The 14,052-nt window shown below is 67.5% G+C and carries 12 protein-coding genes and 1 pseudogene; 6 read left to right on the top strand and 7 right to left on the bottom strand.

The features are described 5' to 3' along the window. The 3 genes and pseudogenes from VGE38_RS17485 to VGE38_RS17475 form a co-directional block, all read right to left on the bottom strand. Positions 1–876 (bottom strand): NAD(P)/FAD-dependent oxidoreductase (locus tag VGE38_RS17485; protein WP_331143832.1); only part of this gene is annotated, 876 nt, incomplete at its 3' end. An 11-nt stretch (positions 877–887) separates the two neighbouring features. Continuing rightward, positions 888–2,264: pseudogene (locus VGE38_RS17480) on the bottom strand (cytochrome P450); the annotation flags it as partial. Positions 2,265–2,295: 31 nt separating this feature from the next. Next, a complete protein-coding gene (locus tag VGE38_RS17475) occupies positions 2,296–2,616 on the bottom strand; it encodes a 2Fe-2S iron-sulfur cluster-binding protein (RefSeq protein ID WP_068121188.1) in 321 nt (106 codons plus the stop codon). 165 nt (positions 2,617–2,781) lie between these two features. On the opposite strand from VGE38_RS17475, the gene VGE38_RS17470 reads away from it, so the two are divergent. Continuing rightward, positions 2,782–3,753: an AraC family transcriptional regulator gene (locus VGE38_RS17470; protein ID WP_331143830.1), complete on the top strand. Its 972-nt coding sequence runs from the start codon at positions 2,782–2,784 to the stop codon at positions 3,751–3,753. Between the two features lie 314 nt (positions 3,754–4,067). Here the strand turns inward: VGE38_RS17470 and VGE38_RS17465 are convergent, their stop codons facing one another. After that, a complete protein-coding gene (locus tag VGE38_RS17465; protein ID WP_331143829.1) occupies positions 4,068–4,310 on the bottom strand; it encodes a transglutaminase-like domain-containing protein in 243 nt (80 codons plus the stop codon). A gap of 279 nt (positions 4,311–4,589) precedes the next feature. Then, a complete protein-coding gene (locus VGE38_RS17460; RefSeq protein WP_331143828.1) occupies positions 4,590–5,261 on the bottom strand; it encodes a TetR/AcrR family transcriptional regulator in 672 nt (223 codons plus the stop codon). A gap of 121 nt (positions 5,262–5,382) precedes the next feature. On the opposite strand from VGE38_RS17460, the gene VGE38_RS17455 reads away from it, so the two are divergent. From VGE38_RS17455 to VGE38_RS17445, 3 genes are all read left to right on the top strand, one after another. After that, complete coding sequence (locus VGE38_RS17455) at positions 5,383–6,516, top strand: acyl-CoA dehydrogenase family protein (RefSeq protein WP_331143827.1); 1,134 nt, start codon at positions 5,383–5,385, stop codon at positions 6,514–6,516. Positions 6,517–6,943: 427 nt separating this feature from the next. Beyond that, complete coding sequence (locus VGE38_RS17450) at positions 6,944–7,555, top strand: TetR/AcrR family transcriptional regulator (protein ID WP_331143826.1); 612 nt, start codon at positions 6,944–6,946, stop codon at positions 7,553–7,555. A 1-nt stretch (position 7,556) separates the two neighbouring features. Further along, complete coding sequence (locus tag VGE38_RS17445) at positions 7,557–8,051, top strand: PaaI family thioesterase (protein ID WP_331143837.1); 495 nt, start codon at positions 7,557–7,559, stop codon at positions 8,049–8,051. 534 nt (positions 8,052–8,585) lie between these two features. Here the strand turns inward: VGE38_RS17445 and VGE38_RS17440 are convergent. Then, entirely contained in the window at positions 8,586–8,987 is a 402-nt protein-coding gene (locus tag VGE38_RS17440; RefSeq protein ID WP_331143825.1) for a MarR family winged helix-turn-helix transcriptional regulator, read from the bottom strand. A 274-nt stretch (positions 8,988–9,261) separates the two neighbouring features. Here VGE38_RS17440 and VGE38_RS17435 point away from each other — a divergent pair, with 274 nt between their 5' ends. Together VGE38_RS17435 and VGE38_RS17430 are read left to right on the top strand one after the other, a co-directional pair. After that, positions 9,262–9,864 carry a TetR/AcrR family transcriptional regulator gene (locus tag VGE38_RS17435; protein ID WP_331143824.1) on the top strand — a complete coding sequence of 201 codons (603 nt, stop codon included), beginning with the start codon at positions 9,262–9,264 and terminating at the stop codon, positions 9,862–9,864. 41 nt (positions 9,865–9,905) lie between these two features. Further along, the gene (locus VGE38_RS17430; protein WP_331143823.1) at positions 9,906–12,284 is read left to right on the top strand and encodes an MMPL family transporter; all 2,379 of its coding nucleotides are present in this window, start codon (positions 9,906–9,908) and stop codon (positions 12,282–12,284) included. Positions 12,285–13,164: 880 nt separating this feature from the next. Here the strand turns inward: VGE38_RS17430 and VGE38_RS17425 are convergent. Next, positions 13,165–13,515, bottom strand: a complete 351-nt coding sequence (locus VGE38_RS17425) for a hypothetical protein (RefSeq protein WP_331143822.1) — start codon at positions 13,513–13,515, stop codon at positions 13,165–13,167. Between the last annotated feature and the right edge of the window lie 537 nt (positions 13,516–14,052).

The raw sequence follows: 14,052 nt of genomic DNA, 5'->3' as shown, positions 1-14,052 counted from the left end.
CTCCAGCCTGATTCGTCGGCCGTAGCGGGGGATGTCCTGCGACGTACAGTCCCCGGCCGCCACGATGTCAGGGTCACTGGTGCGGGCGTGGGCGTCGATGAGGATCCCGTCGTCCACGACCAGGCCGGCTGCCTCGGCGAGCTCGGTGGTCGGCTCGATACCGATCCCGACGATCACAAAATCGGCTCGGACCGATTCGCCGCTGGCCAGGACCACCTCTCGCAGGCGGGTGTCGCCGACCAGGGCCTCGACCGAGGCGTTCGTCCTCACGTCGACGCCCTCTTCTTGGTGGATCCGCGTGAAGAAGGCCGACACCTCAGGGGCGGTGACCCGCTCGAGGACCCGGTCTGCGGCCTCGAGGACCGTGACGTGGAGGCCCGACGAGCGCAGCGAGGCGGCGGTCTCCAGCCCGATGTACCCACCACCCACGATGACGGCGTTGCGTCCGGGGATCGCGTCCTCGCGGATCCGCTCCACGTCCGACGACCGACGCAGGTAGTGCACCCCGTCGAGGTCGGCACCCTCGGCGCGGAGACGTCGCGGGTGCGCTCCCGTGCAAAGAGCAAGAGCGTCATAGGACAGGCGGTCCCCGGTGCCGAGCACGAGCTCGCCCGCCGACCGGTCGATCTCCTGCACGCTGGCAGTCACGCGCTCGACGTCCTGCTTGACGTAGAAGTCCTCCGACCGGATGGCCAGCTCCTTCAGCGAGCACTTCCCGGCCAGATATGCCTTCGACAACGGAGGCCTTTGGTACGGCAGCGCCGACTCGTCACCGACCAGCACGATGTCACCCGACCAACCCTCCTGGCGGAGGCTGGTGACCAGCTGTACCCCGGCATGGCTGGCGCCGACCACCACCGCGCGTTCCGTGCTCATCCGGGGTCCTTGGGGGTGAGCTCGACCATCAGCTTGCTGATGCCGCGAACGAAGTTGGACTGCACGTACTGCGGCTCCCCGACCACATCGATCCTCTCGAAGCGCGGGAGCAGCTCCTCCCAGAGGATCCGCAGCTGCAGCTCGGCCAGCCGGTTGCCCATGCACCGATGCACGCCGAAGCCGAAAGCAATGTGGTTGCGGGCGTTGGGCCGGTCGATGATGAGCTCGTCCGGTCGCTCGAACACCGTCTCGTCGCGGTTGCCCGACGCGTACCACATGACCACCTTGTCGCCCTTGCGGATGAACTGGCCGTTCAGCATGGTGTCGGTCTTGGCGATCCGCCGCATGTACGCAAGGGGGGTCTGCCAGCGGATGATCTCAGAGACCATGTTCGGGATCAGGTCCGGGTTGGCCTTGAGCTTCTCGAACTGGTCGGGGTACTGGTTCAGCGCGAGAACTCCGCCGCTCATCGAGTTGCGTGTGGTGTCGTTGCCGCCCACGATCAGCAGAACGAAGTTGCCGATGAACTCCATCGGACGCTTGATCAGGTCCTTGGTGCCCTCATCGCTCTGCAGCATCGTGACCAGGTCGAACCCGGGCTCTTCGCCGGCCGCGAGCCGGGCGGCCTTGTCGTGCCAGAGTTCAGTGAGTCCTCGCGCCATCTCGAGCATGCCGCGGAACAGCTCGTCGTTGTCGGTAGTGGCGGGGCCGCCGTTGGTCTGCTCCATCGAGGTTGCCAGGTCCGACCACTCGACGAGCTTGTGCCGCTCCTCGAAGGGGAAGTCAAGCAGCGTGGCCAGCATGCGGGCGGTCAGCTCGATCGACACCGTGCTCACCCAGTCGAACGGTTCGTTGACGGGCAGGTTGTCCAGGACGTCCCTGACGCGTTCGCGAATGAGGTCCTCCATCTCATGGAGGTTCTTCGGCGCGACGACACCTTGGACGGCGCGACGCTGTATGTCGTGTTTGGGCGGGTCCATGGCGATGAACATCGCGACGTCCATGAACCGCGGGGGTGTTCCGATGACGATGAGAGGCTCGGCGGAGAAGACCTCGTGGTTCTTGTCCACCGCCATGATGTCGGCGTGACGCGTCACCGACCAGAACGGGCCGAAGGGACTGTGGGGCTGGTAGTGGACCGGAGCCTCGTTGCGCAGACGTTCGAAGTAGGACGCCCACCGCCCCTGTCGGTAGAGGAACGGGTTGCTGAGGTCGATCTCGGCGAGGGGGACCTCTTCGACCGGCGGGATCGGGGCCTCGACGAACATCGGCCCGTTCGCGCCGGTGAGCCACCGCCGGCCCTTGTCGTAGAGGCGCGCGCCCTGGATCTGTCGCTCCAGGGGGATGGCGGACTCGACCTTCGTCTTCACTGTTTCTGGGATCTTCACTTCTGGGAACTTCATCTGGCTTGACCTCCTGCTACATCTGGAACTCGGGCAACTGCACGGTCAAGCCGTCCCACGATTCGCAGACCTTGACTTGGCACGACAGGCGAGACGTCGGCTGTCGCTCGGGGTTCATCGAGAGCATCTCCTCCTCCTCGGGACCGGACCGGCCGACCTTGTCGGCCCAGGCGGGATCAACGATCACGTGACAGGTGCCGCAGGCGGCCTCGCCGCCGCAGTCGGCATCGATGCCCGGGATGGCGTTGTTCGTCGCCACCTGCATCAGCGAGCTGCCCTCCTCAAGCGGGGCCTCGTGCTGCTCCCCGTCGTGCGACATGAAGGTGACCACTGCCATCGACAATTCTCCTGCCTTTGCCTACCGGATGGACGTTTCGGTGATGATTGTTGTCGACGGACCGCTGGCAAAGCCATGTCGTATCGTGTCAGTATGTTGTGAATTCGGATCACGTGAGGGCTGCCTGTGTGGACAGACGAGCCAGGCGTCCCGTCGCTGGCCTTCGTGCAGCTCCTGAGCAGTCCGGCGATCGACGAGGACGCCGTCGAGCGTTTCCGGATCATCATGGCGCGCGAGGGAACCGGTGAGCTGGCTCTCATCCAGACCCAGGGCGAGGCACCGCTGCGGTGGTTCCGCGAGGTCTATCCCGACCTCGACGTCGAGCAGGCCACCCGGCTCGGGATCGCCTGCGCAGAACAGGCGCAGCTCACGTCCTTCGGACCGTTGAGTGTCCCGTTGGTCAGCGCGTGCACAGTCGCAGAGGTCGTGGAGCTGCTGACCTACCTGCCCTTGATCACCAAAGCGGTCACCACGCAGTTCCATCCGCAGCAGGACGACCTGACGATCAGGCTGTCGGGGAACGCAGGCGACCCCGATCTCGACTGTCTGGTCGTCACTTACTGCGGACTGGCACTGATGCGGTTGATCGACCTGCTGGTCGGCGAGGTGTCGGAGGCGACTATGCACAGCCATTGGCCGGAGCCGAGCGTGCTACCCCGAGAGGCCGAGAGCCTGTCCCGGCTCGAGTTCGACGCCCCCTTCTCCTACCTGCACCTGCCCGCGAGGACGCTTCGGGCTGCTTGCCGCTTCCCCGACCCGATCACGTACGGACTCGCCGTCACCGAGCTCCAGCAGGCGCTCGCGCGCCGGGCCGACTCCCCGGAGTTCACCCGCAGAGTCCGGGCGTTGCTCGACGGCGGGTCCGGGATGAGGACGGTCCAGTCCGTCGCGGACGAGTTCTCGATGTCCTCGAGCACCCTGAAACGGCGCCTCGCCGCCGAGGGGACCAGTTTCCGCGAGGTGCTGCAGCAGTCGATGGTCGACCGCGCGAGGAAGCGGCTTCTCGACCCCTCCACGTCGGTCAGCGAGGTCGCCAACGAGCTCGGCTACAGCGATCTCACCAACTTCTCGCACGCCTTCAAGAGATGGACCGGCAGCTCACCGAGCCACTTCCGAGGTGAGCACGAGCACCGATGAGGCGAGGGTGCCCAGTCCGAGCTCACCGACAAGTCCACGGGTGCATGCTCGGTGGCCTCCCCGGTGTCGGCAGGAGCAGCGAAGGCGTGGTCGGCAAACCCGGCGCCGGGGGCCACGCGGCCGTAGGTTTGGTCGAGGGCGGTCAGGATCCGGCCCAGCGGGAGGTCGTCGAAGCTGCCGTGGGCCCGCACGTACTCCATGTGCCGGGTGCCGTCGGAGGTGAAGGCGTGCATGAGCAGGTCGTTCTGTCCGTCGAAGTACACCGGGCACGTCGAAGCGATCGCACAGCTCGACATTGAAGGCTGCCGTCGCCTTCAACCATCGTCCGTCGAGGTGGACGCTGCAGTAGCCGTCGTACACGAACAGGTCCGTGCCACCCATGACGGCGCGCGCAGGGTGTCGGACTGCACGTGGTTGCGGACGTCGGCGAAGCCCAGCCGGGCAGGGACGCCTGCGGCCCGCAGCACCGCGGCCAGCAGCACCGCCTTGGGCACGCAGTAGGCGCGGCCCGCCTCGAGCACGTAGCTGACCCGGTAGTGCGCAGGGTCTCGGGACAACGAGTAGGGGTCGTACCAGACCCTGTCCCGACCGCTGCGAAGCGCAGGCTCGCTCGCTCACGCGGACTCGACGCGCCGGCGACCACCTGCTGTGTGAAGTCGCGCACCGAAGCGCTGACATGATCGAGGAAGAAGGTCGCCCCGAAGTCCGCCCCCGCTGCCGGCGTCATCGCCGCCGCCGGGCGGTCGTCGGCATTCCCGACTTCGACGTCCATCCTGCGGCCTTCTGTGCCCACGCGGCTGTGCACGGTGCGCGCCGTCCACATGCTGGAGCGGTCCTCATCGGACGCTCAAGTAGCTGTCGTCGTCGATGCCGAGCCCGACGCTGTTAGCGAGATCGCGCAGGATCAACCAGACCTGGTGCGCGATCCGCGCGACGACCTCGTCTTGGGACTCGTCGTGGTGGTCGAGCCACCAGATGATTCCGGCATCTACCATGCCCATCAGCCCGGCCATGACCCCGTCCGGAAGGTCAACCTCGACCTCGGGGGTGCGCAGGTACGCCGACGCAGCGGCCACCACCTCCCCCAGGAACCGAGTGCGCCCCAGCCTGGCCCGATGCGTCTCCTTGTTCTGCTGCCGCACTGCCATGAAGCGATAGAGGTTCGGGTGCTCGGCAGCCCACCCGAGTGCAGCCCCGATCACACCTTGGATGATGGCAGGGGCCGTGCCACTGACTCGCATCACGGGCCGCACGGTGTCGATGAGCTGGTCCGCCGCGAACCGCAGCACTTCGCCGGCGAGATCCTCTTTGCTGTCGAAGTGGCGGTAGACGTGGGGCCGCGCCACGCCTGCGCGTTCTGCGATCTGAGCGGTGCCGACCCCGGCGCCGTACTCCTCGATCGCGTCGGCCGCCGCCACCACGATCTGTTCGCGCCGCGGAGCTCGATGGGAATCGTGCGCAGTGGACCGACGCACGACGGCTGTGTCCACCCATTTCGCGAGATCCACGACCGCAACCTAGCCCACGGAGTAGCGCGGGTACATGGCGTACCCGTAGCGTGTGGTACATGCTGTACCCGCTATCCCCTTACCCCTTGGAGGCTCTGTGCCCGGCCGACGTTCGCCCTGGATGACCCAGGACCTCGACGACTTCCGCCAGCTCGCCCGCACGTTCTGCGAGAAGGAGGTCAAGCCCAACATCGAGCGGTTCATCGACAACAAGCGCGTCGACCGTGAGCTTTGGACCCGTGCCGGCGAGCTGGGTCTGTTGTGCACGTCGATCCCGGAGGAGTACGGCGGGGGAGGCGGGACGTTCTTCCACGAGGCGATCCTGATCGAGGAGCAGGCTCGCATCGGTGACAGCAGCTGGGGAGCCGCGCTGCACAGCGGCATCGTCGCGCACTACCTGCTGCACTACGGCACCGAGGAGCAGAAGCAGCAGTGGCTGCCCAAGATGGCCTCCGGCGAGGTCGTGACCGCCATCGCGATGACCGAGCCCGGCACCGGTTCCGACCTCCAAGGGATCAAGACCAGAGCAGTGCGAGAAGGCGAGGACTACGTCGTCAACGGCGCCAAGACCTTCATCACCAACGGCTTCCACGCCGACATGGTGCTGGTCGCCTGCAAGACCAGCCCCGATCAGGCCGCTGCCGGGGTCTCACTGCTCATCGTGCCGAGCAGCTCCGAGGGCTTTCGGCGCGGTCGGGTCCTGGACAAGATCGGCCTGAAGGGCCAGGACACCTGCGAGCTGTTCTTCGATGACGTGCGCGTGCCGGCCGGCAACCTGCTCGGCATCGAGGAGGGTCAGGGCTTCATCCAGCTCATGATGCAACTGCCGCAGGAGCGGCTCATCGTCGCCGTGAGCTGCGCCGCATCAATGGACTTGATGCTGGACCTGACGCATGAGTACACGCTCACGCGCGAGGCGTTCGGCAAGCCGATTTTCGGATTCCAGAACACCAAGTTCAAGCTCGCCGAGGTCGCCACCGAGGCCCGCGTCACCCGCGCCTTCATCGACGAGTGTCTCGAACTGCACGTCAAGGGCAAACTGGACATCCCGACCGCCGCGATGGCGAAGTACTGGTCCTCGGAACGGGCTCAGCGGGTCGCTGACGCGTGCCTGCAGCTCCACGGCGGCTACGGCTACATGGAGGAGTATCCGATCGCGCGCGCGTGGACCGACCTGCGGATCAGCCAGATCTACGCGGGCACCACCGAGATCATGAAGGGGATCATCGCCCGGTCCCTGCCGAAGCCCGGCTGAGCCGCCGGGCCGCTCAAGCGGTCCACCGCAGGTCAGAGACGCAAGGGCCGAATCGGGGCGAAGACCAACGAGGGGTCGGCGAGCCGCTCCTCGGTCGCCATCACGTCGACGTAGAGCTCGATCTGGTGGTGAACCCGGCCTCGTTCCATCCGACTCCCCCCGTTTTCCGCAGGGGCGTGCACCCCCAGGGGGCACCAGCCGTACCAGTTGGCCCAGGCCTACGTCTTCGAATCCGAGGAGCGGCCACCGCGGCGCTAGGATCGCGCACTGAGCCGCACGGCGCTCCTTCCTACCGCTGGTTCACCCACCACTGGCACGCGCTCCCACAAGGCGCGTGGCCGCAATCCAAGGGACAACCCCGTGATGACTCCTCGTCCGCGGCTGCCATACATAACATACGTTCATGAACGCATGATAGATTCTCCCTGTGCCGGTGCAAGCGAGACGACAGGAGGAACGTTCGGCGTTAACGCGGCGGGCGCTGCTGGACGCCACGGTGACGTGTCTGGCCGAGCTCGGATATGCGGGGACCACCAGCGCCGCGGTCGCGGAGCGGGCTGGGCTGTCGCGGGGGGCACAGTTGCATCACTTCGGGACCCGTGACCAGATGGTGGTTGCAGCCGTCGAGCACTTGGCGCAGAAGCGCCTGCGCAGGGTGCGGGACGAGATGTCGCGACTGGGACCCTCGGGTGCCGCGCCGGTGGGTTCCACGGACTCGGGGCCGCCGGAGGCAGCGCTGAGGCTCTTGGCGGAGGCAGTCTCCGGCCCGCTATATGCGGCAAGCCTCGAGCTGTGGGTGGCGGCCCGCTCACACCCCGCCTTGGGCGCCGAGCTCGTTCCCGCCGAAGAGCGCGTGAACGCTGGCCTCGCCGAGGTCTGTCGGGCCTACGTCACCACGGATCCGATCGAGGTCCGGCTGACCCTTGACCTTCTCCTCGGGCGGGGGGTCAGCGGCCTGCTGACACCACATCCCGAGCGGCGGCAGGCGGAGGTGCTGGCCGCCTGGGCACGGCGCCTGAAGTCGAGTGCGCGTGGCTGACATGGGAGCCCTGCTGGCAGCGTGGGGAGACAAGTTCCGGCCGTATCCGGACGGCGCCGACTTACCGGAGCACCACGACCAATGCCTGGGCTGCGGAACGGGCAACCCCCACGGTCATCGCCTGCGGGTCATCCGCCAGGGCGATGGCGTGCAGGCCTGGCACACCTTCGACAACCGCCATGTCGGCGCGCCCGGCATCGTGCACGGAGGCGCCATCGCCACCGTGCTTGATGACCTCTACGGGTTTTTGCTCTACCTGGTCGGCGAACCCGCCGTGACCCGCCAGCTGACGGTTGACTACCACGCGCCGGTGCTGATCGGAGCGACATACCGACTGGACGCGGCCGTGACCCAGCGCGAGGGCCGGAAGTTGTTCGTCGCCGCCACCGTGAGCGCACTGGAAGGTCGGTCCGTGGCCACTTCGACAGCCGTGTTCGTGACAGTGGGCGTCGACCATTTCACACAGGGCAGCGACGCGGAGGGACTGGGCGCCTAGTTCAAAGTCGTGACGCATTAGCAGTTACCGGTTCCCCGCAACGGCGCGATCCAAAGGTTGGATCGTGCACGGGAGCCCCAGTACCCCGCGGATCGGACCGGACTCGAGCGGTCACGAACCTCCAAGTCGATCTCCCGTAGGGCCGTGTGGCTCCATCACGCCCAGAGCGAGGCGGGCTTCCAGACCGGCCAGCGCCGCGACCGGGCGTAAGCCGATGCCTCGCGCGAGATGCCGCTCGGTTTCCGGTCGACGGCTGTCGCCAGCGGGCCAGAAGACTTGCTCACCGCGCGGTTGGCCGATCCGAACACCAGTTCAACGGCGTTGCCGGCGGACCTCCCGGCGGAGCCGAAGATGTTCAGTGGGACGAGCTACCGCAGTCCCGGGAAGGCGTGGGTCTGCGGCGGTCACTCGAGTTGATCGCATTGCCGGGTCGATCGTCATCGGGTTTGTCGCTCCAGCCATGGACCAAAGAGATCGGCGTGTGCTCCGGCCGGTCCCGGGCGTCGGTCCGCCGGGGTCACTTCTGGGTGGGGTTCAGGCGAGGTCCGAGACAAGGTCGATGATGTGGCGCAGCAGCGGGACCGCGATGGACTGCTCCTCGTGGGTGAGGGATGTCCAGGCCGCCGACAGCCGGTCGGCAACCAGGCTGCGCTTGGCGGCCAGGAGCTGTTCACCGCGTTCGGTGAGCGTGAGGACGCGGCGGCGTCGATCGTCCTCGGCCGTGATGCGACGCAGCAGCCCGGCCGCTTCCAACCCGGCCGCCTGCTGGGTCACGGTGGGCTGGCTCAGCAATGTGTACGCCGAGATGGCCGCGATGCCCTCGCGGCCGCAGGCCTGCACGGCATCGAGGAGCACTAGCTGCGGCACGGTGACGTCCTCGAAAAGCGGCTGCAACCGGCCCCGGGTCCTCCGAGCGACCGCCAGCAGAGCGAGCACTGAGTCAGCGAACTGGTCTCCCTGCCCCATCGTGGCCTGATTTGCTCCGCTGTCAGATGGCACACCTGCATCACCGGCACCCATACGCGCTCCTCGGTTGATGAACACCCCTTGACCAAGAGACGGTGTCGTAGCGGTCGTGCGGCTTCGACGTGCCCTCACGCTAGCGGCCGGCGGTCGGTGGGCTGCCGCTTGGAGCAACCGCGCGGAGGCGCGACGCGGTCTGCGCATTGGGCAATTTTGCTCATTGGGTAGGCGCGAGCATACTGAGGCCGTGGATCGTGGGTTGCGGGACCTCAAGCGTGAGGCGACGGCGCAGGCGCTGGCCAAGGCGGCGTTCGAGCTGACCCGTGAGCGCGGCATGTCGGGGTTCGTCACCGCGGACGTGGTCGAGCGGGCGGGGTACTCGCGACGTACCTTCGCGAACCACTTCTCCTGCAAGGAGGAGGCCGTCGCTTCGGTCGCGTTCGGTGGTGTCGAGGACGCGAGCGCGATCCTGACGGGCCTTCCCGCCGACCTGCCCCTGCTCGATGCCCTGTTGGCCGTGATGAAGACGCAGTTCACCGCGGACGCGTTGGTGAGGATGCGCGAGCTGATGGCAATGGCGCGGCAGTACCCGACCCTGGAGCCTCACGTGCTGGGCGTTCAGCAACGCATGCGCCATACCGCACAGGAGCTCTTGACCTCGGTGGCGGGAGACCGGTACCCCACCGTGTATGTGCCGCTGCTGTTCGGTGCCGTGTACGGCGCCGTGATGGCCGCCCTTGAGGGAACCCTCGGCGTGCAGCTCGGCGACGAAAGCGACCTCAGCCCCGCGTCGATGGACTACACCTCGTTCCTCGACATCACATTCGACTATCTGCGCCACGGCTTCTAGACGCCGCCCCCTGCCCCTCTTGCCCTCAAGGAGCACCACCCGTGTCCACTTTCTTGTACCGGCTCGGACGAACCGCGTTCGGCAGGCCGTGGCTGTTCATTTCGGGCTGGCTCGCCGTCCTCGCCGTGGTCGTCGGGGCGGTCGTTATCAACGGGGTGAGCGTCAGCTCGGAGATGAAGATCGAGGGCACCGAGGCCCAGACCGTGCTCGACCGCGTAGCCGATGAGCTTCCCGCCGCCTCGGGTGGGCAGGCCAGTGTGGTGTTCACCGTGCCGGACGGTCAGCGCCTTGACACCGCGGAGCGACTCGCGGTGATCAGCGACACCGTCAACGACGTCTACGACCTCGAGCAGGTCGTCAACCCCCTTGACCTCGCCACCGGCGCCCCTGAAGAGGGCGCTCCAGACGCTCCGCAGCAGAATGCACCGGGCAACCCGCCGGCCGGGCCGGACCAGGGGCAGGGGCAGGGGCAGGCGCAGGCGCCGCCGTATCAGCCGCTGATCGTGGACGGGAGACCGGTGCCCGGCGTGCTGGTGTCCTCGGACGGTCAGGTCGCGCTGTTCCAGTTCCAGTTCACGGTCGCCTCGACCTCGTTGACTGATGAGCAGGTCAGCTCGGTGGTGGAGGTGGTGGAGGCCGCCGAGCAGGGAACCGGGATCACCGTTCTCCCGAGTGACTCGCTCAAGGCCATCGAGATCCCGGTCGGTATCGGCGAGGTGATCGGTCTCGCCGTCGCCGCCCTGGTGCTGGTGCTCACCCTGGGCTCGCTGATCGCGGCCGGCCTCCCACTGGTCACCGCGCTGGTCGGGGTCGGCATCGGCGTAGGAGGCGCGTACGCGCTCTCGACGACCGTCGAGATGAACTCCGCCACCCCCGTGCTTGGTCTCATGGTCGGCCTTGCCGTCGGCATCGACTACGCGCTGTTCGTCGTCAACCGGCAGCGACGGCTGATCCTGGATCGGGGACTCACCGCGCAGGAGGCGGCCGGCAGAGCGGTCGGCACCGCGGGCAGCGCTGTCTTCTTCGCCGGCCTGACCGTCCTCATCGCGCTGACCGCGCTGACCGTCATCGGTATCGCGATGCTGTCCACGATGGCGCTGGTCGCGGCGTCCACGGTGGCCCTGGCCGTGCTTATCGCGCTGACCCTGCTGCCCGCACTGCTGGGGCTGGTCGGGGAGCGGATCTGCTCGGACAAGGCCCGAGCCCGACGCCGCGCCAAGGTGGAGGCCGAGTCGCACAGTGTCGCTGACCACTGGGTGAAGGGGGTGATCAGGTTCCGGTGGCCCGTCATCGCCGGCGTGGTCGCGATCCTGGGTGTGGCGGCGATCCCCGCGGCCAGCATGAACCTGGGTATCCCCTCCGGTGCGACCGCGAACCAGGACACCGCCGCCTGGCAGAGCTACGAGGCGGTCTCCGAGGGTTTCGGGGAGGGATTCAATGGCCCCCTCCTGGTCACCGCAGAGCCCACCGGCACCGTTGGTCGCGTCACTCCCGAGCTCACCGCGAAACTGATTGGGGAGTTCCAAGACCGAGACGACATCGTGCTGGCCTCACCCGTGGGGGTCAACGAGGCCGGTGACCTGGCCGTGTTCAGCATCATCCCCACCTCCGGCCCCAGCGATGAGGCCACCAGCGACCTGGTGAAGTCACTGCGGGAGCCAGACAACGCGATCGCGCAGGACAATCAGGTGCAGTTGGGCGTCACCGGGTTCACCGCCATCGGCATTGACATGTCCGACAAGCTCGCCGACGTCCTACCGCTCTACCTCGGCATCATCATCGTCCTTTCGGTGCTGATCCTGATGCTCGTCTTCCGCTCGATCATCGTCCCGATCAAGGCCACGGCCGGCTTCCTGCTCAGCATCCTGGCCACCTTCGGCGCCACCACCGCCGTCTTCCAGTGGGGTTGGCTCAGCGAACTCTTCGGGTTCGACACCGGCGGACCGCTCATGAGTTTCATGCCGATCATCGTGACCGGCATCCTCTACGGACTCGCGATGGACTACGAGGTCTTCCTGGTCTCTTCGATGCGCGAGGCACACATCCACGGCCAAGCCGCCCGCCAAAGCGTCGTCCATGGGTTCGACCAGGCCAGCCGGGTGGTCGTCGCGGCCGCCATCATCATGGTCGCGGTGTTCTCCGGCTTCATCTTCAGCCACGACATCATGATCAAGCAGATCGGCTTCGCCCTCGCCGCCGGCATCCTGATCGACGCCTTCATCGTCCGGCTGACGCTGGTCCCGGCACTCATGGCCCTCTTCACCGAGCGAGCGTGGTGGCTGCCCCGCTGGCTCGACCGCCTGCTGCCGGACCTCGACATCGAGGGCGACAAGCTGCTGACCATGCTCAACCAGCAGGCCGAGGCCACCGATCGACACGACCTCGAGGTCCGCAACCTGAGCTATCCGAAAACTCTCTAGCGCTGAACGCCCGGGCACGTTCAATGAGCCCCACCAGACCGACCGGTCTCCGGCGGCACCGTTGACCGCGGACGACCATCGGCGCCGGCGCCTTACTCACCAAGGGATCCCGCGGGAATCAGACCGGCGCTCCAACATTGCCTCCAGCTCGCCGCGCAGGAACGCGATGAAGGCGCCTCGGCCAGTCGACCGCCATCACCGCCGTGCGCGCCGAGCTCGACCGTGGCCCGCTCCAGCGCGGACTCCCAGTGCTTGAGAACCGGGATCCAGGCGGCTGCCAACCATCCCTTACACGTCGCCGTCACTGACCCGGTAGAGCTCGGGCCTCTTGGCTGGTTCGCGCGCCTTGACCGCCATCCGCGTCGCGGTGAGATGGCGCACCGCCCGGAGATCGCTGCCGGACTGACCCGGAGCCCTTCCGCGAGCGCGGCGGAGGTGTGGCGGTCGGCGTCGTCGGCGAGCATGTAGGCCAACACCCTGGCGGGCGTTCGTGGGATCCCGGCTTCGTTCAGGATCCCGGCCATGCCTTCGACCACCCGGAGCAGCGCCTCGCTCTCGTCCTCCCAGCCGCTCAGCATCGGCCGGCGGGCCAGGTCCGTCCGGCTGTGACCGCCCGTCGCGGCCGTCATCGGGTCCTGTGAGCCCCTCGAGACCTTGCTCGCTGCGCTCTTCCCGGCGGCGTCAGTCCCCGCGCCGGGGATGCCGATGTCTCGCGAGGTAAGCGCGCGCTGGGTATCGGCGCCACCTCGGCTGCCCGGGCACTCCAGCCACGCCCCCGCGTGACCGCAAGCAGCGTGGCGGCGTCGGCGTCCCTCGGCAGGTCAAGGAATCCACGAGCGGGCGGCGGGCCTTGGAGGCGTCCGGGCTGTCTGTCTGTGACTCAAGGTCCGGTGTGTTTCTCAATGTCGGTGCGCGCGCGCCTCCAGGTCCGGGACCGGCCGGGACGGGCAGGCCCGTCCTTGAGGTGCGCTGGATCGCGTTGGCGCAGGTATTCCTCGAGGTCGCCCAACCCGCGGGCGATGTCCCGACGCAGCCTGCGTTCGGCAAGGAACCGGGGGCGGGGCGGAGGATGGTCGCGCACCCACTCCGTATACATGAACTGCCCCATGCACCAGCATGCACCGAACGCGACGCTGCCAGCGAGCAGTGTCCACCACACCACAGCCAGCAGGTCCACCAGCGCGTTCGCCAGGTGTTGCCACGCCAGCCCGAACGGATCTCCGTATCTCACCTGCCTCACCTCCCGGCGTGGCGGCCGAACCCGGGGACGCCCATCTCCGTGGCCGCAGCGGCACCACCCACCGTACGCCGAAATGCATAGGAGGAAAAGGGTAGAGCCGCGCAGCCGCCAGTGCACCGCCGCCGCGCTCCCTGTCACAGGCTGCCGGGCTATCGATGGCGCTTTCGTTGCGGTCTCCCAATGGCTGCCAGACAGGCTGCCAGACAGGCGGGCGTTCGCCGAGCCCGGAGTCGGCCTGGCGGGAAGACGAGGGGTCGCCCAGAGCCATGACGCGGGGTCTCTCCACCCGCAGAGTGCCGCTTCGTCGATGCGCTCAGGTCCGACGTCGCCCGCGAGGACTTCACGACGTGGTGGTCACCACGGCGACGTTCGCGGCCAGGCCGGCAGCCTCACTTTGCCGCCGCAGGTGTCCGCCGGGTGCAGCGGTTGCTACAGGCACCCGTGATCTGCAGTCGCGGCACTCGGCCTGCCCGGTCTCCCGGGCCATCGACCGGCGTTTGGCCTGAGGCCTCGCCGGCGCCTGAGCCG

The sequence above is a fragment of the Nocardioides sp. genome (genome assembly GCF_036405735.1).
GTDB lineage: Bacteria > Actinomycetota > Actinomycetes > Propionibacteriales > Nocardioidaceae > Nocardioides.
The sequence above is the reverse complement of the archived record's forward strand: the minus strand, read 5'-3'. Positions and strand labels throughout refer to the sequence as shown.